This window comes from Halomonas sp. HK25 (assembly GCF_047795635.1).
Taxonomy (GTDB): Bacteria; Pseudomonadota; Gammaproteobacteria; order Pseudomonadales; family Halomonadaceae; genus Halomonas.
This window is the reverse complement of record NZ_CP181044.1, coordinates 1,554,215-1,575,720: the sequence shown is the minus strand read 5'-3', so window position 1 is coordinate 1,575,720 and position 21,506 is coordinate 1,554,215. Positions and strand designations below refer to the sequence as shown.

The 21,506-nt window shown below is 68.8% G+C and carries 20 protein-coding genes and 1 other RNA gene; 4 read left to right on the top strand and 17 right to left on the bottom strand.

Annotated elements, in window-relative coordinates:
- Window positions 1–22: 22 nt before the first annotated feature.
- The 15 genes from ftsA to rsmI all read right to left on the bottom strand — a co-directional run bounded on the left by ftsA (window position 23) and on the right by rsmI (window position 16,739).
- Window positions 23–1,312, bottom strand: coding sequence for a cell division protein FtsA (gene ftsA, locus ACM26W_RS07565; protein ID WP_416140217.1), 1,290 nt, complete (start codon window positions 1,310–1,312; stop codon window positions 23–25).
- A 201-nt stretch (window positions 1,313–1,513) separates the two neighbouring features.
- Window positions 1,514–2,239 (bottom strand): cell division protein FtsQ/DivIB, encoded by a 726-nt coding sequence (locus ACM26W_RS07560; protein ID WP_416140216.1) that lies wholly within the window; start codon window positions 2,237–2,239, stop codon window positions 1,514–1,516.
- Complete coding sequence (locus ACM26W_RS07555; RefSeq protein ID WP_416140215.1) at window positions 2,236–3,165, bottom strand: D-alanine--D-alanine ligase; 930 nt, start codon at window positions 3,163–3,165, stop codon at window positions 2,236–2,238. Before ACM26W_RS07555 ends, ACM26W_RS07560 begins: the two co-directional genes overlap by 4 nt.
- The gene (gene murC / locus ACM26W_RS07550; RefSeq protein WP_416140839.1) at window positions 3,162–4,574 is read right to left on the bottom strand and encodes a UDP-N-acetylmuramate--L-alanine ligase; all 1,413 of its coding nucleotides are present in this window, start codon (window positions 4,572–4,574) and stop codon (window positions 3,162–3,164) included. Before murC ends, ACM26W_RS07555 begins: the two co-directional genes overlap by 4 nt.
- Window positions 4,575–4,632: 58 nt before the next feature.
- A complete protein-coding gene (murG, locus tag ACM26W_RS07545) occupies window positions 4,633–5,688 on the bottom strand; it encodes an undecaprenyldiphospho-muramoylpentapeptide beta-N-acetylglucosaminyltransferase (protein ID WP_416140838.1) in 1,056 nt (351 codons plus the stop codon).
- Between the two features lie 29 nt (window positions 5,689–5,717).
- On the bottom strand, window positions 5,718–6,980 hold the full coding sequence (ftsW, locus tag ACM26W_RS07540; RefSeq protein WP_416140214.1) for a putative lipid II flippase FtsW: 1,263 nt from the start codon (window positions 6,978–6,980) through the stop codon (window positions 5,718–5,720).
- Window positions 6,977–8,356, bottom strand: a complete 1,380-nt coding sequence (gene murD, locus ACM26W_RS07535; RefSeq protein ID WP_416140213.1) for a UDP-N-acetylmuramoyl-L-alanine--D-glutamate ligase — start codon at window positions 8,354–8,356, stop codon at window positions 6,977–6,979. The genes ftsW and murD overlap by 4 nt, the downstream gene beginning before the upstream one ends.
- A 32-nt stretch (window positions 8,357–8,388) precedes the next feature.
- Complete coding sequence (gene mraY / locus ACM26W_RS07530; RefSeq protein ID WP_416140212.1) at window positions 8,389–9,471, bottom strand: phospho-N-acetylmuramoyl-pentapeptide-transferase; 1,083 nt, start codon at window positions 9,469–9,471, stop codon at window positions 8,389–8,391.
- Window positions 9,472–9,480: 9 nt separating this feature from the next.
- Window positions 9,481–10,869, bottom strand: coding sequence for a UDP-N-acetylmuramoyl-tripeptide--D-alanyl-D-alanine ligase (locus ACM26W_RS07525; protein WP_416140211.1), 1,389 nt, complete (start codon window positions 10,867–10,869; stop codon window positions 9,481–9,483).
- Window positions 10,866–12,398, bottom strand: a complete 1,533-nt coding sequence (locus ACM26W_RS07520) for a UDP-N-acetylmuramoyl-L-alanyl-D-glutamate--2,6-diaminopimelate ligase (protein ID WP_416140210.1) — start codon at window positions 12,396–12,398, stop codon at window positions 10,866–10,868. The genes ACM26W_RS07525 and ACM26W_RS07520 overlap by 4 nt, the downstream gene beginning before the upstream one ends.
- Before the next feature lie 46 nt (window positions 12,399–12,444).
- On the bottom strand, window positions 12,445–14,154 hold the full coding sequence (locus ACM26W_RS07515; RefSeq protein ID WP_416140209.1) for a peptidoglycan D,D-transpeptidase FtsI family protein: 1,710 nt from the start codon (window positions 14,152–14,154) through the stop codon (window positions 12,445–12,447).
- Entirely contained in the window at window positions 14,151–14,474 is a 324-nt protein-coding gene (ftsL, locus tag ACM26W_RS07510) for a cell division protein FtsL (RefSeq protein ID WP_416140208.1), read from the bottom strand. The genes ACM26W_RS07515 and ftsL overlap by 4 nt, the downstream gene beginning before the upstream one ends.
- A gap of 10 nt (window positions 14,475–14,484) precedes the next feature.
- On the bottom strand, window positions 14,485–15,441 hold the full coding sequence (gene rsmH, locus ACM26W_RS07505; protein ID WP_416140207.1) for a 16S rRNA (cytosine(1402)-N(4))-methyltransferase RsmH: 957 nt from the start codon (window positions 15,439–15,441) through the stop codon (window positions 14,485–14,487).
- 61 nt (window positions 15,442–15,502) lie between these two features.
- An RNA gene (rnpB, locus tag ACM26W_RS07500) (RNase P RNA component class A) lies at window positions 15,503–15,855 on the bottom strand.
- Window positions 15,856–15,905: 50 nt separating this feature from the next.
- Window positions 15,906–16,739 carry a 16S rRNA (cytidine(1402)-2'-O)-methyltransferase gene (rsmI, locus tag ACM26W_RS07495; protein WP_416140206.1) on the bottom strand — a complete coding sequence of 278 codons (834 nt, stop codon included), beginning with the start codon at window positions 16,737–16,739 and terminating at the stop codon, window positions 15,906–15,908.
- 74 nt (window positions 16,740–16,813) lie between these two features.
- On the opposite strand from rsmI, the gene ACM26W_RS07490 reads away from it, so the two are divergent.
- The 4 genes from ACM26W_RS07490 to ACM26W_RS07475 are packed head-to-tail and all read left to right on the top strand — an operon-like array spanning window position 16,814 to window position 20,129.
- The gene (locus ACM26W_RS07490) at window positions 16,814–18,562 is read left to right on the top strand and encodes a penicillin-binding protein activator (RefSeq protein WP_416140205.1); all 1,749 of its coding nucleotides are present in this window, start codon (window positions 16,814–16,816) and stop codon (window positions 18,560–18,562) included.
- Window positions 18,546–18,914 (top strand): YraN family protein, encoded by a 369-nt coding sequence (locus tag ACM26W_RS07485; protein ID WP_416140204.1) that lies wholly within the window; start codon window positions 18,546–18,548, stop codon window positions 18,912–18,914. Before ACM26W_RS07490 ends, ACM26W_RS07485 begins: the two co-directional genes overlap by 17 nt.
- A gap of 37 nt (window positions 18,915–18,951) precedes the next feature.
- The gene (locus tag ACM26W_RS07480; protein ID WP_110068125.1) at window positions 18,952–19,545 is read left to right on the top strand and encodes a phosphoheptose isomerase; all 594 of its coding nucleotides are present in this window, start codon (window positions 18,952–18,954) and stop codon (window positions 19,543–19,545) included.
- A 5-nt stretch (window positions 19,546–19,550) separates the two neighbouring features.
- Window positions 19,551–20,129 (top strand): BON domain-containing protein, encoded by a 579-nt coding sequence (locus tag ACM26W_RS07475; protein ID WP_416140203.1) that lies wholly within the window; start codon window positions 19,551–19,553, stop codon window positions 20,127–20,129.
- Between the two features lie 142 nt (window positions 20,130–20,271).
- Here ACM26W_RS07475 and ACM26W_RS07470 read toward each other — a convergent pair whose 3' ends face one another.
- Both ACM26W_RS07470 and sspA read right to left on the bottom strand, forming a co-directional pair.
- The gene (locus ACM26W_RS07470; protein WP_416140202.1) at window positions 20,272–20,784 is read right to left on the bottom strand and encodes a ClpXP protease specificity-enhancing factor; all 513 of its coding nucleotides are present in this window, start codon (window positions 20,782–20,784) and stop codon (window positions 20,272–20,274) included.
- 46 nt (window positions 20,785–20,830) lie between these two features.
- Window positions 20,831–21,457: a stringent starvation protein SspA gene (sspA, locus tag ACM26W_RS07465; RefSeq protein ID WP_416140201.1), complete on the bottom strand. Its 627-nt coding sequence runs from the start codon at window positions 21,455–21,457 to the stop codon at window positions 20,831–20,833.
- Between the last annotated feature and the right edge of the window lie 49 nt (window positions 21,458–21,506).

Here is a 21,506-nt window from a genome sequence, read left to right as displayed (position 1 = left end):
CTGGATCGCCACGGCGATCCTGTCAGAAATTTCCTTTCAACCAGCCCTTGAGCCTTGCCAGCGCTGGCAGGCTTTCCTTCAAGCCGCGCCGGCCGGCGTCTTCACGCCGCGCCGGGGCCGGTATCACGCTGCCCTGTGCCTGTCGACCATGTCCCTGCCGGGTTTCCTTAAGAGCGTAATGTAGCAAACCGACTCCGGTCGAATAAATCGGGTTGCGCACCACATCGGCAAGCCCGCGCACATTCTGTGGGCAGGCGATGCGCACTGGCATGTGGAAGATCTCCTCGGCCAGCTCCACCACCCCTTCCATGCGCGAGGTGCCACCGGTCAGCACCACCCCGGCGGCGACCAGATCCTCGTAGCCACTGCGACGCAGTTCGTCACGCACCAGGGTAAAGAGTTCCTCGTAACGCGGCTCCACCACTTCGGCCAGGGCCTGGCGGGAGAGGTCCCGTGCCGGCCGATCACCGACGCTGGGCACCTTGATCAACTCGTCGCTGGCGGCCAGCTGGGTCAGCGCACAGGCATACTTGACCTTGATTTCCTCGGCGTGCTGAGTGGGGGTGCGCAGCGCCATGGCGATGTCGTTGGTGACCTGGTCACCGGCGATGGGGATCACCGAAGTGTGGCGGATGGCCCCCTCGGTAAACACGGCAATATCGGTGGTACCGCCGCCGATGTCCACCATGCAAACGCCCAGCTCACGCTCATCCTCGGTGAGCACCGCCATGCTCGAGGCGAGCTGCTCGAGGATGATCGCATCGACCTCCAACCCGCAGCGGCGCACACACTTCTCGATGTTCTGCACGGCGTTCAGCGCCGCGGTCACCAGATGCACGCGGGCCTCCAGGCGAACGCCGGACATGCCCAGCGGCTCGCGAATGCCGCCCTGGGTGTCGATGGAGAACTCCTGAGGGAGCACGTGGAGTACCCGCTGCCCCTCGGAGATGGCCCGGGCGCGCGCAGAGTCGATGACACGGTCGATGTCGGAGGGAGTGACCTCGCGCTCCTTGATCGCCACCACGCCGTCGGAATTCATCGAACTGATATGGCTGCCGGCGACGCCGACATAGACCGAGTGAATATCGCAGCCGGCCATCAGTTCGGCCTCCTCCACGGCGCGCTGGATAGACAGCACCGTGGATTCGATGTTTATCACCACACCCTTCTTCATGCCGCGGGAGGGGTGCGAGCCGATACCGGCGATCTCAATGCCGCCATCATCGGTGGGCTGCCCCACGATCGCCACGACCTTGGACGTTCCGATATCCAGCCCGACTACCATATTGGACGCGTTGGAAGGACCTGCCATGAGTCGGGAACTCTCCTCGAGACCTGGCCCGTATTAATTAAAGGGCCTGCATCATGAAAAATGAACCTGGGACCAATTATAGGAACAACTGGAGGTTATCCTCCACCCCGGCGAGCAAATCACCTTTCACGATACGGCGATTTTGCGGGAAAAGAAACAGGCCCATGCCATTGAGCATGGGCCTTTCGCCCGAAAAAGGGATCAGCCCTCCTCCGAGCCCTCACCCTGTACCGGATCGATTTCTCCATGCCAGGCAACGGCCACGCCATTGGGGTATCGCAGGTCGATGTAGCGGATATGCGACGCCTGGGAGCCGAGCTGGCGTTGCCAGGCCGCGGACAGCCTGCCCAACCTTGCCTCGCGATCGTTGCGGCCAAGCATCACCCAGACGCCATCGTCGAGCTGAAAGCGCCAGGCGCCGCGCGGTTCCAGGCGCAGCTGGGAGAGCTCGAGGCCCATGGCGCCGAAACGGGTGGCCAGGCGGTCATGGTAGGCGAGCACCTCGGCGCCGCTGCCGGCGGGGCCGGCGAGGTCCGGCAAGTCGCCGGGCGGCGACACCGGGCCGAAGGCGAAGGGCTCGCCCGCGGGATTGAGCAGGTAGTCATCGTTCCAGCGTGCCACCGGCACCTGCTCCACCAGCTCGAAGGTCAACGCATTGGGCCACTCGCGGGTGACTCGCACCTCGAAGAGCCACTCGATGCTCAGCGCCTCCTCGCGCAGCTCGGCCACGTTCACCGACAGCCAGGTACGGCCGCGAATCAGCGGCGCCAGCCGATCGCGCAGGTAGTCGGCGTTGACGTGAGTGAACTCGCCTGCGATGGAGACCCGCTCTATGGGCCGGTCGAGCCACAGCCACAGGGCACGCCCGCCGGCGCCGAACAGCACCAGCAGCAGCACCACACCGAGCAGCCCTCCACGACGCGTCATGCCCGAGGCACCGCCAGGGTGGCGGCGAGGATGCGCAGCACCAGGGCCTCGAAGTCGATGCCGGCGTATGCCGCCGACTGGGGTACCAGGCTGTGGTCGGTCATGCCCGGCGAGGTATTGACCTCGATCAACCAGAAGCGCCCCGCGGCGTCGCGCATCACGTCGACCCGGCCCCAGCCCTCGGCGCCGACCGCCTCGAAGGCGCAGCGGCAGAGCTCACCGAGCTCGGCCTCCTCGGCGTCGCTGAGCCCGCAGGGCAGGTGGTAACGCGTCTCGTCCGAGAGGTATTTGGCCTCGTAGTCGTAGAAGCCGCCAGGCACCTCGACGCGGATGGCCGGCAGCACCTCGTCGCCGAGCAGCGACACCGTGAATTCGTCGCCCTTGATGAAGCGCTCGGCCATCACCCGGGCATCGAAGCGGGCCGCCTCGTGGTAGGCCGCGGCCAGGGCCTCGGCGCTCTCGACGATGCTGATGCCCAGCGTGGAGCCCTCATGGACCGGCTTGACGATCAACGGCAGGCCGAGGTGCGCCACCACCGCCGTCCAGTCGGCGCTCGCCTCGAGCATCACCGATTCCGGCGTCGGCAGGCCCAGGGCCTGCCACACCAGCTTGGTGCGCTGCTTGTCCATGCCCAGCGCCGAGGCCAGCACGCCGCTGCCGGTGTAGGGAATGCCGAGCAGTTCCAGCGCCCCCTGCAGGGTGCCGTCCTCGCCACCGCGGCCGTGCAGGGCGATAAAGACGCGATCCGGCGCCAGGGCCTCCAGGCCCACCAGGCCGCCTTCAGCGGGGTCATAGCCGATGGCATCCACGCCGGCACGCGTGAGCGCCGCCAGCACGGCCGCGCCACTCTTCAAGGAGACGTCCCGCTCGGCGGAACTGCCGCCGTAGATCACGGCCACGCGACCCAGGTCATTCACCAGGCTCATAGGGTCACCTCATCGAGCGCCAGGGCCGCCTCTGCCAGGGCCAGGGAGATCCCGCCCACGTCACCGGCGCCCTGGGTGATCAGGATGTCATCGGGGCGCAGCACCCGGGCCAGCAGCCCGGGCAGTTCTCCCTTTTCCTGGACGAACAGCGGATCCACCTGGCCGCGCTGGCGGATAGAGCCGGCCAGGGTGCGACCCTCGGCACCGGGAATCGGTGCCTCGCCGGCGCTGTAGACGTCCAGCAGCAGCAGGGTATCGACGCCGGAGAGCACCCGGACGAAGTCCTCATAGAGGTCACGAGTGCGCGAGTAGCGATGAGGCTGGTAGAGCATCACCAGGCGCCGCTCGGGCCAGCCGGCGCGCACCGCCCGGATCACCATCTCCACCTCGCGGGGATGATGGCCATAGTCATCCACCAGCATCACCTCGCCCTCGCCTCCCGGTGCCGGGAAGTGGCCCTGCACCTGAAAGCGCCGCCCCACCCCCTGGAAGCCGGCCAGGCCGCGCAGGATGGCGGCGTCCTCGACGCCGGCGTCGCTGGCCACTGCGATGGCCGCCAGGGCGTTCAGGGCGTTGTGGCGGCCGGGCATGGCCAGCCGGACAGCGAGTGGCGCCAGCCCGCCCGGGCGATGAGCGGTGAAGCGGATCTCGCCGGCCTGCTGCAGGAAGTCGGTGATGCGGTAGTCCGCGTCATCGCTGAAGCCATAGGTGATGAACTGGCGATGCACCCGATCCAGCAGGCCACGCATGTTGTCGTCATCGATGCACAGGATCGCCAGGCCATAGAACGGCAGATTGTGCAGGAACTCCAGGAAGGTGGCCTTGAGCTTCTCGAAATCGCCACCGTAGGTGGCCATGTGGTCGGCATCGATGTTGGTGATGATGGAGACCATGGGCTGCAGATGGAGGAAGGAGGCGTCGGACTCATCGGCCTCGGCCACCAGGTAGTCGCCCTCCCCCAACCGCGCGTTGGTCCCTGCGCTGGTCAGCCGGCCGCCGATCACGAAGGTGGGGTCGAGCCCTCCCTCGCCGAGCAGCGTTGCGGTCAGGCTGGTGGTGGTGGTCTTGCCGTGGGTGCCGGCCACGGCAATGCCGTGGCGGAAGCGCATCAGTTCGGCGAGCATCTCCGCCCGGCGCACCACCGGCACCCGATGGTCCTGGGCCCAGCGGATCTCCGGATTGGCCTCATCCACCGCGGTGGAGACCACCAGCACATCGGCCCCGGCCACGTTAGCCTCGGCGTGCCCGATGGCCACCGCGATGCCGCACTGGCGCAGTCGCGCCACCACCGGGGACTCGCGCAGGTCGCTGCCGCTGACGGTATAGCCCTGATTGGCCAGCACCTCGGCGATGCCGCACATGCCCGCGCCGCCAATGCCCACGAAATGGATATGCCGGATGCGTCGCATGCCCAGCCCGCGGCCGTTGCGTATCGGCAGTGATTGGCCGGGTACCGGCCGTGTTGTGCTATCGCTCAAAACCTGTCTCCATGCAGCCGACCACCAGGCGCTCGACGGCGTCGAGATGCGCGCAGGCCCGCGCCCGCGCGGCCATGGTGGCAAGAGTGTCGGGGTCGAGCAGCGACGCCAGCCGATCGGCCAGCGTCGCCGCACTGAGTTCTCGCTGGGGCAGCAGCTCGGCGGCCCCCTGCTCCACCAACGCGCGGGCGTTGGCGGTCTGGTGGTCATCCACAGCAAAGGGGAAGGGCACGAACAGCGACGGCTTGGCCGCGGCGGCCAGCTCCGCCACCGTCAGGGCGCCGGCCCGGCAGACCACCAGGTCAGCCCAGCCGTAGGCCTCGGCCATCTCGTCGATAAAGGGCGACACCTCGGCGCTCACGCCCTGCTCGGCGTAGGCATTCCGGGTAGTGGCGTCCTTGTCGCGCCCCGCCTGGTGGCGCACCTCGGGACGCACGGACTGGGGCAGTCGCGCCAACGCCTCGGGAAGACGCTCGTTGAGCGCCTGGGCCCCCAGCGAGCCCCCCACCACCAGCAGCCGCAGGCGCCGGCCGCACATTGTCTCAGCCTCACGCGGCGTCTCGCCCAGGGCGGCGATCTCTTCACGCACCGGATTGCCGATCACCTCGCCGCGTTCGCCGAAGGCCTGCGGAAACGCCGCATAGACGCGACTCGCCAGCCGCGATAGCGTCCGATTGGTCAGCCCGGCCACGGCATTCTGTTCGTGAATCACCAGCGGACGGCGCGCCAGCCAGGCGGCCAGCCCCCCGGGGCCACTGGCGAAGCCGCCGAGGCCCACCACCAGCTGGGGATCGAAGGTGCGAATTACCCGCCACGCCTGCCAGACGGCTCGGGTCAGGTGGAACGGCGCCAGCAGCCAGCCGGCGGCTCCATTGCCGCGCAGGCCCGATACCGCGATGCGATGCAGGGGTATGCCGGCCTCCGGTACCAGGCGATTCTCGAGACCACGGGGGCTGCCCAGCCAGGCCACCTCCACCCCCTCGGCGGCCAGCCCACGTGCCAGGGAGAGGGCGGGAATGACGTGGCCGCCGGTGCCCCCGGCCATGATCAGGGCGCGACGTCCCGGTCGCTTGCTCACTTGGCGACTCCTTGTCGTTGTGAGAGTGGCTGAGAAAGTGGATGGGAGGGTGGCGCCGCGGTATCACGGCGCCCGTCGGCACGCGGCGCCGTGGGGCTCGCCCGGCGCTGGGCCTGACGGGTCTCGATATCGGCCCGCAGCAGCAGCGCCATCATCACCGCGCTGACCAGCAGGCTCGACCCGCCGTAGCTGAGCAGTGGCAGGGTCAATCCCTTGGTGGGCAGCATGCCGCTGCTCACCGCAATGTTGATGAAGGCCTGGGCGCCGACCACCAGGGCGATGCCGTAGCTGAGGTAGGCGGCAAAGGGCAGCTGAGCCAGTTCGGCGCGCCGCCCCACCGCCATGGCTCGCCAGATCAGCAGCGCGAAGAGCCCCACCACCCCCACGGCACCGAACAGGCCGAGCTCCTCGGCGAGCACCGCGAAAACGAAATCGGTGTGAGCCTCGGGCAGGTAGAAGAGCTTCTGCACGCTGTTGCCGAGCCCCATGCCCAGCCAACTGCCCCGGCCGAAGGCGATCAGCGCCTGGGTCAGCTGGTAGCCACTGGCGAACTGGTCGGCCCAGGGGTCGGCGAAGCTGGTCAGGCGCGCCAGGCGGTAGGGCTCGGCGATGGCCAGCAGCGCACCGCCCGCCGCCACCAGCAGCGCCAGCAGCAGAAAGCGTACCCAGGGGGCCCCGGCCATCAGCAGCATGCCCATCACGCAGCCGGTCATCACCACCGCGGCACCATAGTCGGGCTCGAGGATCAGCAGCACGCCGATGACGGCGAGGACCAGCAGGGGGCGCAGGAAGGCGCCCCACTGCCGGCGCACCTGGGGCAGGAAACGCTCCAGGTAGCCGGCCATATAGGCGATCAGGCAGAGCTTGGCGACCTCGGAGGCCTGCAGGTTGAAGGGCACCCCGGGGATCGAGAGCCAGCGCTTGCTGCCGTTGATCTCGCGCCCCACCAGCAGCACCAGCACCAGCAGCGCGATGCCCAGCAGCAGCAGCAGCGGGCCGTTGACCTTCCACCAGGCCAGGGGCATACGCAGCACGCAGACGGCGGCAATCAGCGCGATCACCAGGAAGGCACCGTGACGGATGCTGAAGTACCAGGGATTACCGGTGAGGCTCGCCGCCACTTCCGACGACGCCGAGGTCACCATCACCCAGCCGATCAGCATCAGCGCCAGCACGGCAAGCAGCAGCCAACCGTCGAAGGGCTGATCCCGGGTGGAAAGCCGTTCGCGCAGCCGGCTAAGACGCACCAATCGCTTCATGCCCTCACCTCCGCCAGGTGGCGACGCACCCAGCGCCGAAACACCTCGCCGCGCTCCTGATAGTTGGCGAATTGGTCGAGGCTGGCGCAGGCCGGCGAGAGCAGCACGCAGTCGCCCGGCTCGGCGATCTCGGTGGCCCGTGCCATGGCCCCCGGCAGGTCCTCCACCTCGGTAACGGGCAGCCGACCGCGCAGCACCCGCTCCAGGCGCTCGGCGTCCAGGCCGAAGAGGATCGCCTCGCGGCCGAAACGCCCCAGTGGCTCGGCCAGCGGGGTGAAGTCCGCGCCCTTGCCGACCCCGCCGGCCAGCAGGATCAGCTTGCCATCGAGGGTCGGGCCGAGCCCGGCGATGGCGGCCAGGGTGGCGCCCACGTTGGTGCCCTTGGAGTCGTTGATCCAGCGCACGCCACCGGCCTCGGCCACCAGCTCGCCGCGGTGGGGCAGGCCCGGGAAGCGGCGCAGCACGCGACACATCGGCCCCATGGGCAGGCCCAGCCGCCGCCCCATGGCCAGCGCCGCCAGGGCGTTGGCCTGGTTGTGGCGACCGGCCAGGCGCACCTCGGCGGCGGGCATCAGCGGCGTATCGCCGTGCATCAGCCAGTCGACGCCCTGATGGCGACCGATGCCCCACTCCCCCGCCTCCGGTGGCCGGGTGGTGAAGCTGTCCTTGAAGGGCAGCCGCTGCTCCGGCCAGGTGTTGGGATCCTCGGCGTTGACCACCCCGTGGCGAGCCCCGCGGAAGATACCCAGTTTGGCGGCCCGGTAGCCAGCCATGTCGCCGTGGCGGTCCAGGTGGTCCTCGGAGAGGTTGAGGAAGGCCGCCGTCTCGGCCCCCAGCCGCGGCGTGGTCTCGAGCTGAAAGCTGGAGAGCTCCAGCACGTAGAAGTCGGCATCGGGCTGATCGCCGAGCAGGTCCAGGGCCGGAGTGCCCAGGTTGCCTCCCACCGCCACGCGACGACCGGCCTCGGCGGCCATCTCCCCCACCAGGGTGGTCACGGTGGACTTGGCGTTCGAGCCGGTAATGGCCGCGATGGGCGCCCTGACCGCGCGCACGAAGAGCGCGATCTCGCCCACTACCAGCGGCTCACCGGTGGCCTCACACACGCGGTCTGCCAGTGCCTCCAGCCCCGGAGTACGCGGGTCGATACCCGGGCTCACCACCACCTCCTCCACCTCGGAGAGATCGAGTCCGGTGAGCGGGCCGCAGTGGATGACAACGCCGGGATGGGCGGCATGAAAGTCGTCGATGCCCGGCGGCACGGCGCGGGTATCGGCCACCATGTAGGGCACCCGCTGGCGCTCCAGATGACGGCAGATGGCGCGGCCGGAGATCCCGAGCCCGACCACCAGGGTGACGCCTGTCGGCACCTTGACCATTTCCTGCTCCTTGACCGCGTGAGAGCCCTCGCTCAGCGCACCTTGAGGGTGGCCAGACCGATCAGCACCAGCACCACGGTGATGATCCAGAAGCGCACGATGACCCGCGGCTCCGGCCAGCCCTTGAGCTCATAGTGATGGTGCAGCGGGGCCATGCGGAAAATGCGCCGCCCGGTGAGCTTGTAGGAGCCCACCTGCAGGATCACCGAGACGGTCTCCATGACGAAGATACCGCCCATGATGAACAGCACGATCTCCTGGCGAACGATCACCGCTACCACGCCGAGCGCCGCCCCCAGGGCCAGCGCCCCGACGTCGCCCATGAACACCTGGGCCGGGTAGGTGTTGAACCACAGGAAGCCCAGCCCCGCGCCGACGATGGTGGCGCAGAACACGGCGAGCTCCCCGGCGCCGAGTATGTAGGGGATCTGCAGGTAGTTGGCGAATACCGTGTTGCCACTGGCGTAGGCGAATACCGCCAGGCCCATGGCCACCAGCACGGTAGGCATGATGGCCAGACCGTCCAGGCCGTCGGTGAGGTTGACCGCGTTGGAGCTGCCGACGATCACGAAGTAGGTCAGCACGATGAAAAACACCCCCATCGGCAGCACCACGTCCTTGAACAGTGGCACGATCAGGCTGGTCTCCACCGGCGAGGCCGCGGTGACGTAGAGCAGCACCGCGGCTGCCAGGCCCACCACCGACTGCCACAGGTACTTCCAGCGCGCCGGCAGGCCGCGAGGGTTTTTCTCTACCACCTTGCGATAATCGTCCACCCAGCCGATGGCGCCGAAGCCCAGGGTCACGCCCAGCACGATCCACACATAGTGGTTGGTGAGATCGCCCCACAGCAGGGTGCTGACGGCCATGGCCATCAGGATCATGGCGCCGCCCATGGTGGGCGTACCCGCCTTGGAGAGGTGGGACTGGGGGCCATCGTCGCGCACTGCCTGGCCGATCTGACGCTCGACCAGGCGACGAATCATCACCGGGCCCAGCCACAGGCAGAGCACCAGGGCAGTGAGGGTACCCAGGATCATGCGCAGGGTCAGGTAGAGGAAGACATTGAAAGCGCTGAAGTATTGCGCCAGAAACTCAGCCAGATAGAGCAGCATGTATCGCGTTCACCTTGATCGATCCTGGCGCAGTGCCGTCACCACCTGCTCCATGGCGGCACTGCGCGATCCCTTGACCAGCACGCTGGCGCCGGGAGGAAGATGGTGGAGGGCGTGACGCACCAGCGCCTCGCGCTCCTGGAAGTGGCATCCGCCTGCGCCGAAGGCGCGGGAGGCGGCGCGCGCCGCCTCGCCACAGGTGCCGAGGAAGTCAATTCCCAGTTTCCGTGCGTAAACTCCGATCTCGGCATGCAGCCGCTCGGAGGCCTCCCCCAGTTCCCCCATGGCGCCGAGCAGGCACCAGTGGGGGCCGGGCAGCGTGACCAGCAGATCGAGCGCCGCCTTCACCGCGCCGGGGTTGGCGTTGTAGGTATCATCCAGCAGTCGCGAGCCGTTGACGCCCTCCGCGACCGAGAGCCGCCCCGGCATGGGAACCGCCTCGCCCAGGCCCACCACGACGTCCTCGGGCGCCAGACCCATGGCCAGGGCGGCTGAGGCGGCGGCCAGGGCGTTGGCCACGTTGTGGCGCCCGAGCAGGCCGAGCTGCACTCGGTCCAGTTCGGCCCCGTCGGCGACAAGCGTGAAAGCATAGCGCCCCAGGGCATCACAGGCCAGCGCCCTGGCGGTGACCCGCGCACGGGCGTCGAGGCCGAAGTCGCGCACCTCGCGTGGAGCGGCGAGGCGCGCCCAGGTGGCGAAGTAGGCGTCATCGCGATTGAGCACCGCCACGCCATCGGCCGGCAGGCCGGCGAGGATCTCGCCCTTGGCCTGGGCGATGCGCCCCATGCCGCCGAACTCGCCGACATGGGCGCCGGTGACGTTTGTGATCACCGCCACCTCGGGCTCGGCCAGCACGCTGGTCCAGGCGATCTCCCCCAGGTGGTTGGCGCCGAGTTCGACCACCGCCTGGCGGTGCGCCGCGGTCAGTTCGAGCAGGGTCAGCGGCGCGCCGACGTCGTTGTTGAGGTTGCCCCGGGTGGCGAGTGTCGCCCCGCGCCGGGCCAGAATCACGGCCAGCATCTCCTTGACGGTGGTCTTGCCGCTATTGCCGGTCACCGCTACCAGGGGGCCGCCCCAGGCGCGGCGGCGGGCGCGGCCGAGCAGCCCCAGGGCCAGGTGGGTATCGGCGACCTCGAGCAGCGCCAGGTTGTCGTCCATCCCGCCTCTCCCGGCCATCGCGCCGGCTTCGACCACGGCTGCCACGGCGCCGGCCGTCCGGGCCTGGTCGAGGAAGTCATGGGCATCGAAGCGCTCGCCGCGCAGGGCGACGAACAGGCTGCCCGGCGTCAGCGCCCGGGTATCGGTGACGATCTCGTCGATGGGCAGGTCCCGAGCCGGGGCGGGCAGGCCCAGGGCCTCGGCCACCTCCGTCAGGGTGGTCAAGCCACAGCGGGTCATGGGCCCTCCTCCCCTGGGGCACCGTTCGGTGTCCGGCTGGCCAGGGCGCGTTCGGCCTCGGCCAGATCGGAGAAGGGATGGCGGACGCCGGCGATCTCCTGATAGGTCTCATGACCCTTGCCGGCGATCAGCACCACATCCTCGGCGTCGGCCTCGGCCAGCACCCGGGCGATGGCCACACCGCGACCGGCGATTTCCAGAGCCTTCGCCCGAGCCGGACCAGAAAAACCGGCGAGCACCTGGGCGCGAATCGCGGCCGGCTCTTCGCCGCGGGGGTTGTCATCGGTGACCACCAGGCGGTCGGCATGGCGCTCGGCGGCAGCAGCCATCAGCGGGCGCTTGCCGGGGTCTCGATCGCCGCCGCAGCCGAACAGGCACCACAGCCGTCCGTCTCCCGGCAGGTGGTCGCGCAGGGCGGCCAGGGCATTGTCCAGGGCACCCGGTGTATGGGCGTAGTCGATGACCACGGTAGGCGCGGCGGAGCGTACCAGGGCCTCCATGCGCCCCGGCACCGGGGCGAGCCCGGCGGCGGCGTCGAACAGCTCGCCGATGCCATGCCCCAGCCCGTAGAGGGTGGCGATGGCCAGCAGCACGTTATCGAGGTTGAAGCGGCCGAGCAGCGACGTTTCCAGTACCCGTTCACCCTCCGGGGTGGCCACCAGCGCCCGTTGTCCCGCGGCGTGGGGATGCCAGTCGATGACCCGGAAGGTCACCGCTTCGTCCTGCCCGGTGGCCAGCACCCGCACGCTGTCGCCCGCCCCGGCACGCAGCCCGGCCAGCATCAGCCGGGCCAGGGGATCGTCGGCGTTGACCACGGCCAGCCGGAGCTCCTGGCGGCGAAACAGCTTCGCCTTGGCCGCCGCATAGGCCGCCATGCTGCCATGGTAGTCCAGATGGTCCCGGGTCAGGTTGGTGAACAGGGCGGTGCGAAGCCGGCAGCCGTCGAGGCGCCCCTGCTCCAGGGCGTGGGAGGAGACCTCCATGGCCACCCGGCGCACGCCGGCGCCGGCCAGCTCGGCCAGCGCCGCCTGCAGCGCCAGGGGCCCCGGGGTGGTCAGGCCGCCGTCGTGCAGCGCGCCGATGCGCCCATGGCCCAGGGTGCCCACCAGGCCGGCCTCGATGCCGAGTGCCTGACTCAGCTCGGCGATGTAATGGGTCACCGAGCTCTTGCCGTTGGTGCCGGTGACACCGACCAGCTCCAGGCTATCGGGCACCGCGAAGAGTTCGCGACCCAGCTCGCCCAGTCGCTCGCGCAGGTCGGGCAGCGCCACTACCCGCGGGTCCTCGGGACAGGCTCGCGCATCGCCGACATGACAGAGCACCGCCTCGGCCCCGGCCGCCAGCGCCGGTGCGATGAAGTCGCGGCCGTCGGCGGCCACCCCCGGCACCGCCACGAACACCGCGCCCGGGCCGGCCTGGCGGCTGTCGGTGCAGAGACAAAGCGACTCGCCGCGCAGACTGGGTAGGGGACCGGCGGCGGGCCAGAGGCGCTCGAGGGTCGCCACCAGCCGTGATGATGTCACCTGCATGCGGGGCCTCGCGAGTCTGGTGATACGGATAAGGTCATGGCGAGCCTCAGCGACTACGTAGATCGGGGGGCACGTCGAGCAGGCGCAGGGCGCTGCCGACGACGCGGGAGAAGACCGGCGCCGCCACGGCGCCGCCGAAATAGCTGTCGCCGCGGGGATGATCGATCATCACCACGGTGATGATGCGGGGATCGGACACCGGCGCGATGCCGGTGAACAGGCTGCGATAGGCGTCCTGCACATAGCCCCCGGCACCGGTCTTGCGCACCGTGCCGGACTTTCCGGCCACCCGGTAGCCCGGCACCATGGCGCGTCGCGCGCCGGTGGTCGGCTGCACGGACTCCTCCATGACACGCAGCAGGTCGTGGGCCACGGACCGGTCGATGACCGGCTCACCCGGGGGGGGCTCGGGCAGCCTGAGCAGCGAGGGCGGCAGGCGCTCGCCACTATTGGCCAGGGCGGTGTAGGCACTGGCCAGCTGCAGCGCGGAGGTCGACAGGCCATAGCCGTAGGAGAGGGCCGCCCACTGGCTGCGCGACCAGCGCACCGGCGCCGGCAGGGTTCCGGTGGACTCGCCGGGAAAACCGGTCTCGGGACTCTGGCCGAGGCCGAGCCGACGGTAGAGGTCCGGCACCAGGGGATCATCAAGCGCCAGCACCAGCTTCGACATGCCGATGTTGGAGGACTTCTCGAGGATCCCGGCCAGGTCGAGCTCGCCGTAGTTGCGGATGTCGCGGATGGTGAAGCGGTCGATGCGCATCCAGCCCGGCGAGGTATCCACCACCACGTCACGGGGGAACTGGCCGCTCTCCATGATCGCCGCCATGGCCAGCGGCTTCATGACCGAGCCGGGCTCGAAGACGTCGACGATGGCCTGGTTGCGCAGGCCACGGGGGTCGAGGCCGGCGCGGTTGTTGGGGTTGTAGGAGGGCTGGTTGGCCATGGCCAGCACCTCACCGGTGCGGGCGTCCATCATCACCACCACGCCGCCGTCGGCGTCGTGCTCGGCCACCGCCGCCTTGAGTTCGCGGTAGGCCATGTACTGCAGGCGCTGGTCGATGGAGAGCGTCAGTTCGCCACCGGGGCGCGCCTCGCGCAGCACTTCGAGGTCGCGCACCAGGCGCCCTCGGCGGTCCTTGAGTACGCGCCGCTGGCCCGGCTCTCCGGCCAGATAGGGCTGATAGGCCAGCTCGAGGCCCTCCTGGCCCACGTCGTCGACGTTGGTGACCCCGAGCAGCTGAGCGGTCACCTCGCCCGCCGGGTAGTAACGCTTGTACTCATCCTGGCGGTAGACCCCGGGAATACGCAGGTCTAGCACCCGCTGGGCCGCCTCGGGCGTCAGCTGACGGCGCAGGTACATGAACTCCCGGGAGGCGAAGCGTGTCAGGCGCGCATCGAGATCATCGAGCTCCATGCCCAGGGCCCTGGCCAGTTGCAGGCGCTGGATGGGATCTTCGGGCACGTCCTGGGGGTTGGCCCACAGGGTGACCACCGGCGTGGAGATGGCCAGGGGCTCGCCGTTGCGATCACTGATCATGCCGCGGTGGGCGGGAATTGGATCGGTGCGCAGGGTGCGAGCGTCCCCCTGTCCCTGCAGGAAGGGACGATCGACCACGTGCAGGATGACGATACGCCCCACCAGCAGGCCCAGCCCCAGCAGCACGATGGAGAGGATAATGACGTAGCGCAACCCTCCCATGGGGGCCATGGGAGGTGGACGGCGGGAGGAGACGCCGCTGCGGACCTCGGTGTTCATGGCTGGATCACCTCGACCTCGTCGACGTCGGGCAGGCGCATCTCCAGGCGCTCCATGGCCAGGCGCTCGATGCGCGCCGGCGACGACCAGGCGCTTTCCTCCAGCAGCAGCTGCCCCCACTCGGTCTGCAGTTGATTCTGCTCGCGCTCGAGTTGCTGCAGGCGACCATACTGCTCACGGGTCAGATGGCTGGCGGTGATCACCGCCAGGGCACTGGCCAGGCAGGCCGCCAGCAGTGCCACCACGACCAGCAGCGACAGGCTCGGCCTCAGGGCCAGCGGCCAGCCAAAACCCGATGTCGACGTTCGTCCCTGTGTCATGTCGCCTCTCTCAGTAACGCTTACGGGCCGCTCGCATCACCGCGCTGCGCGCCCGGGGGTTCTCGTCCACCTCCTCGGGCCCCGCGCGCTGGGCCTTGCCCAGCGCCTCCACACGCCGCTCGAGCTGGGCATCGGTAATTGGCATACCCCGCGGCAGATGGGTATCGCCACGCACATGGTGACGGATGAAGCGCTTGACGCGGCGATCCTCCAGGGAGTGAAAGCTGATTACTACCAGGTGGCCGCCGGGGGCGAGCGCCTCCAGGGCGGCCTCCAGGGCGGCGTCGAGCTGCTCCAGCTCGGCGTTGACATGGATGCGCAGCGCCTGGAAGACCCGGGTGGCGGGGTGCTTGTGCTTCTCCCAGGCGGGGTGGGCGGTCTTGACCACCTCGGCCAGATCCGCGGTGCGCTCGAAGGGCTGCTCGGCGCGCCGGGCGACGATGGTCTTGGCCAGCCGCCGGGCATAGCGCTCCTCGCCGTACTCCTTGAATACCCGGGTCAGCTCGGCCTCCTTTGCCCTGGCGATAAAGGCCCCGGCGCTCTCCCCCTGGGAGGGGTCCATGCGCATATCCAGGGGGCCGTCGCGCAGGAAGCTGAAGCCTCGCTCGGGGTCGTCGAGCTGTGGCGAGGAGACACCCACATCGAGCAGGATGCCGGCCAGGCGGCCATGCACGCCGTGCCGTTGAGCAATCTCGCCCAGGCGGGCGAACTCGGCACGCTCGATGGTGAACCGGGAGTCATCGATGGAGGCTGCTTCGGCGATGGCCTCGGGGTCGCGATCGATGGCAAGCAGGCGGCCGGCCGGCGACAGACGAGCGAGAATGGCCCGTGAGTGGCCACCACGGCCGAAGGTGCCGTCCAGGTAGACCCCATCGGCGTCGTGCACCAGGGCCTCCACGGCGCCGTCGAGCAGCACACTGGCATGGCGGAAGCTCCGCGGAGCTGTATCAGGTGCGGATGACGACATGCGTTTCTCGGTCAAGGGCTGGCGGGTCGGCAACCGACCGCACGCTCAGGGATGGAAATCAGGGGGGAGCCGGCCGATAAGCCGGGTTCTGTCGTGGACAGTCATTCCTCTAGGGGGCGCGTCACCACGACCCTCAAGCAACCTACCCGAACCCGACGCGGGCCACGTCATGGGGTTCCTATTTGGTCTTGCTCCGAGTGGGGTTTACCGTGCCACGCACTGTTACCAGGCGCGCGGTGCGCTCTTACCGCACCCTTTCACCCTTACCGGCCTCCCGAGGGAGACGTAGGCGGTCTACTCTCTGCTGCACTTTCCGTCGGCTCACGCCGCCCAGGCGTTACCTGGCACTCTGCCCTGTGGAGCCCGGACTTTCCTCCCCCGGATCACTCCGGCGGCGACTGTCTGGCCGACTCCCGCGGCAAGGATACCAGTGCCCCGCAAGCCCCTCAATGCCTGATCGCGGCTCAACCCGCATCCTTGAGGGCCTGGGCGCGGGCGTACCAGGCCTTCTTGGCCCCGCCCAGCACCCGCGCCGCCACCGACGCCGCCTGCTTGACGCCGACGCCCTCGGCCAGAAACGCGGCGAGCAGCGCCTCGCCCTCCACCAGGCCGGCCTCGTCTTCCTCCCGGGGAGCGGCGCCGGCCACCATCACCACGAATTCGCCCCGGGCCTGGTCGGGATCGGCCCCCATGCGCTCGAGCAGCTGGTCGGCAGAACCGTCAAGGAAGGTCTCGAAGGCCTTGGTCAACTCCCGGGCCAGCACCAGCCGCCGCTCGCCGAGTACCGTTGCCAGATCGGCCAGGGTATCGCGAATACGATGGGGCGACTCATAGAAGACCAGGGTCTCCTCGCGGGCGGCCAGCGCCTCCAGGCGTCCGCGACGCCCCGCGCCCTTGGCCGGCAGGAAACCCTGGAAGCTGAAGCGGTCGGTGGGCAGGCCCGCCGCCGACAGCGCGGCCACCAGTGCGCAAGCCCCCGGCACCGGCACGATGCGCCGCCCCCGGGCGCGCAGCTCGCGCACCAGCACGAAGCCGGGGTCGCTGATCAGCGGCGTGCCGGCGTCGCTGACCAGGGCGATGGACTGCCCGGCGACCAGCCTGGCGTCCAGCTGCTCGACCCGGGTCGCCTCGTTGTGCTCGTGCAGGGAGAGCATCGGCACCGAGAGCCCCAGATGGCGCAGCAGGCGACCGGTGTGGCGGGTATCTTCGGCGGCAATCACCGCCACTTCGCCCAGCAGCCGTGCGGCCCGTGGGCTGAGGTCTTCCAGATTCCCAATCGGCGTGGCGACCACGTACAATGAGGCTGAATTAGCGTCTGACACTTGTGGCTCCTCGGTAAAACGGCCGACACAACGGACTTAAGGAAGGATTCATGCGGATACCCACTCGCGGCCTGCTGGCCACCGCGCTCTCCGCGATCCTGCTGGCGGGCTGTGCCGCACCGCCCGGCATCGTCGATCGCGTGGAGGAAGATGACCCGGCGCGCCTGCTCGAACAGGCCGGCCAGCAGCAGCCTGCCCAGGCGGCCAGGAGCCGACTCGAGGCGGCAGATATCCTAGCACGCCAGGGGGAGCGCACCCAGGCGCTGGAAATCGCAGCGGACATCGACGACAGCCTGCTCGAGGGGCCCCAGCGCGCACGCTGGGCCCTGCTGCTGGCCGATCTCGGCGAGGCGCTGGGCGAGCCGCAAGCGGTGATCCAGGCCACCCGGAACCTCGACGCCCTGCCCCTGGAGCCCGACCAGGCCATGTCACTGCGTGAGCGGATGGGCCTGGCACTGCTGGCCGAGGACGAGCCGGCCGGCGCCGCCCGGGCGCTGCTGGGCGTCCAGGCCCAGAGCGATGACGTGGCGCTCAATGACCCGATCTGGGAGGCCCTCACCCGCATGGACCGCCAGGCGCTGAGCGCACTGGAACAGGAAACCGACGCCCTGACCCAGGGCTGGGTCGCGCTCATCGATCTGTACCGCTCCAGCGGCGGCGACATCGAGCGCTTCTTCGACCGCCTGGAGGAGTGGCGCGACCGCAACGGCCGCCACCCAGCCGCCCGCCACCTGCCCGCCGCCCTGGTCGCCCTGGGTGAGCTGCGCGGCATGGAGGTGCGCCATATCGCGGTGCTGCTGCCGGAATCCGGCCCCCTGGCGCAGCCCGCCTCGGCCATCGCCGTGGGCATGCGCACCCAGCAGCGCAGCTCGGGCGGCGGCGTCCGGCTGAGCTTCATCGACGCCGCTCAAGGCGACCTGGAGGCACTCTACCGAGAGGCCGAGAACCGCGGCGCTCAGGTAGTGGTAGGCCCCCTGGATAAAGATCAGGTGAGCCGACTGGAGGCCCTCGAGCGCGTAGCGCTGCCCACCCTGGCACTGAACTACGGTCACGCCGAGCGCAACCGCGCCGTGGGCCTCTTTCAGTACGGGCTCTCCGCCGAAGATGAGGCAAGCCAGGCCGCCGCGCGCGCCTGGCGTGATGGCCACCGCCGTGTCGCCCTGCTGGTGCCCGACAACGACTGGGGCCGCCGCGTGGGCGAGGCCTTCTGGGACGAGTGGCAGGCACGCGGCGGCGAGGTGACCAATGCCGTGCGCTACAACCCCGGCGCCCCGGCCACCGAGAGCACCCGCCGCGCCGTCAGCAACCCGCGCCCGGACGCGCTGTTCCTGCTCGCCCTGCCCGACTACGCTCGCCAGGTGCCGCCCACCCTGGACTACTATGGCGCCAATCGCCTACCGGTCTATGCCACCTCGCAGCTCTTCGAGGGACGCATCAACCCTCGCCTCGATAACGACCTGAACGACGTCCAGTTCCTCGATATCCCCTGGCAGATCCCCGAGGCTGCCGCGGGCGGCATCGAGGTGCTGCCCTTCCTGGAGAGTTATCAGGCGCTGCGCGAGGAGTCGGACCCGGGGCTGTTCCGGCTGCATGCCATGGGGGTCGACGCCTTTGAGCTCGCCCGTCGCCTGCCCCAGCTGCAGGCCATCTCCGGCAGCGAACTGCAGGGCGCCACCGGCACCCTGCGCCCGGGCAGCGATGGCCGCATAGAGCGCCAGCTGCCCTGGGCGCGGTTCGTCAACGGCGTGCCCCAACCCATCCTGATCCCCGGGATCTTCGGTGATGAACGGTCCCCGTGACGCCCGCGCTCGCGGCGAGGCCATCGAGCGCCTCGCCGCGGCCTGGCTCGCCGAGCGCGGCCTGGTGCTGGTGGCGGCGAACCAGCACGCCAAGGGCGGCGAGCTCGACCTGGTGATGCGTGATGGCGAGATCCTGGTCTTCGTCGAGGTCCGCCACCGGGCCGATAGCCGCCATGGTCACGCCCTGGAGACCGTCACCCCCACCAAGCAGCGGCGCCTGATCCGGGCCGCGCGTTTTTATCTCCAGCGCAACCGGCTATCATGTCCCTGCCGCTTCGATGTGCTGGCCGTCACCGGACTGCCCCCCCATCTCGAGTACGACTGGGTCGCCAACGCCTTCGATGCGTACTGACCGGTCAAGCCAAACTGCCAAAGGACCCGGACGCCACATGGATTTCCAGCAGCGCATTCTCGGCCACTTCAACGCCAGCATCGACACCAAGACCTATGCCAGCGAGGTCCTGCCTCCGTTCATCGAGGTGGCCAGCCAGATGATGGTCCAATGCCTCGTCAACGAGGGCAAGATCCTGGCCTGCGGCAACGGCGGCAGCGCCGGCGACAGCCAGCACTTCTCCTCGGAGCTGCTCAACCGCTTCGAACGCGAGCGCCCCAGCCTGCCGGCCCTGGCGCTGACCACCGACACCTCGACGCTGACTTCCATCGCCAACGACTATAGCTACAATGAGGTGTTCTCCAAGCAGATTCGCGCGCTGGGCCAGCCCGGCGACATCCTGTTGGCGATCTCCACCAGCGGCAACTCGGCCAACGTCATCCAGGCCATCCAGGCCGCCCACGACCGTGACATGACCGTAGTGGCACTGACCGGCCGCGACGGCGGCAACATGGCTTCCCTGCTCGGCCAGGACGACTGCGAGATCCGCGTCCCCGCCACCTCCACGGCACGCATTCAGGAGGTACACCTGCTGGTGATCCACTGCCTCTGCGACCTTATCGACGAACAACTCTTCGGTACAAGCGAGTGACCAAGATGATCCGTAATCCCCTGTTCAGCTCTCTGCTGCTGGCCACCGCCCTGGGCCTGGCCGGCTGCACCACCGTCACCGGCGTCACCCACCAGGGCACCATCGACGAGAACTACGGCAAACGCACCGCCGGCGCCCAGGTCGAGGACCAGAGTATCGAGACCAAGATCTCGCACAACCTGCGCCGCACCGATGCCCGCCTGGGCGACGCCCGTATCAACGTGGACAGCTATAACGGCGTGGTGCTGCTCACCGGCCAGGTACCGAGCCAGGAGCTCCAGGAGAGGGCCAGCGAGATCGCCCACGAGGTCCGCAACGTGCGTGAAGTGCACAACGAGCTCTCCGTGGCCGCCAACCTGCCGGCCAGCCAGCGCCTCTCGGATACCTGGCTCAACACCCGCATTCGCACCAACCTGGCCGCCAACGATCGCATCGACTCGGGACGCATCCGCGTGATCACCGAGAATGCCAGTGTCTACCTGATGGGCATCGTCAGCCGCAGCGAGGCCGATCGCATCGTCCAGGCCGTTTCCAACGTCGGTGGCATGCAGCGCATCGTCAAGGTGTTCGACTATACGGACTGAGCGTGGCTCGGACTGAGGGCGGACCTCCCTCCAGAGACAGGTCCGGAAATACAGCACGGCAGGCCAGTGGCCTGCCGTGCTGTGTTGAGGATGCTGCGCTGTGCGGCTGAGACTGCTGCGCTGGCGTGTCGTCGCGAGGGGACTACTTGATCACTCTCAGCGAGGGCTTGCGCTTGCGCGGGATCTCACCGCCCTTCTGGCTACTATCCTTCTGGTCCCCGCCTTCCTGGTCCCAGCCCTTCTCGGACGCACCGGACGTTTCGCCCTCGCCCTCCACGCTGGTCAGGCCCGGACCCGGCTCCTTGTGCGACTCGTCGCTGGCCAACACCGGCTCATGGCCGAACACCATACCGACGCCGTTCTCGCGGGCGTAGATGGCCACCAGCGCCGAGCTGGGCACCATCACCCGCATCGGCTGGCCGCCGAAGCGAGCGGAGAAACCCAGCGCCTCGTTCTCCATGAACAGGTCTCGCACCGCGCCGGGCGAGAGGTTGAGCACGATCTGTCCGTTCTGGACGAACTGTCGCGGCACTTCTACACCGGGCTGTTCGGCATCAACCACGATATAGGGAGTCAGGTCGTTGTCCACCAGCCACTGGTACAGGGCCCTGGCCAGGTAGGGACGACTCGAGTAGGGGCGACTGGATGACATCATCGGGCCCTCCGGATTGCGGCCCCCGGACAGACCGGGGGCGGTGTGTTCAGCTGCGCATCTCGCGCTCGACTTCGCTCAGCGAGGCCTTGAAGCCCTCGCGGCCGAAGACCCGCTCCATGTAAGCGAGCAGGGGCTTGACCTGCTTCTCGGGCAGATCGATGCCCAATGCCGGCAGGCGCCACAGGACCGGCGCCAGGCAGCAGTCCACCAGGGTAAACTCCTCGCTCATGAAGTAGGGCATGTCCTCGAAGATCGGCGAGATACCCACGAGGCTCTCGCGCAGCTCCTTGCGCGCCTTGTCGGCCTCCTTCTTGGGCCCCTTCTCGATCTGCTCGACCAGCGGGCACCACTCGCGCTCGATGCGGTGCATCCACAGCCGGCTCTGGGCACGGGCCACCGGGTAGACCGGCAGCAGCGGCGGGTGGGGAAAGCGCTCATCCAGGTACTCCATCATCACCTTGGACTCGTACAGCACCAGCTCACGATCCAGTAGGGTGGGCACGCTGTTGTAGGGGTTGAGGTCGGCAAGCTCCTCGGGGCGCTGCTCGTCGGTGACCTCGACGATGTCCACCGCCACGCCCTTCTCGGAGAGCACGATCCGCACGCGATGGCTGAAGTGATCTGCACCACCCGAGTAGAAGGTCATCGATGACCGCTTGGCCACTACACCCATGAAAGATTCCTCGCATCAGTTCGAACGGCAATGATAACACGACAGCAGG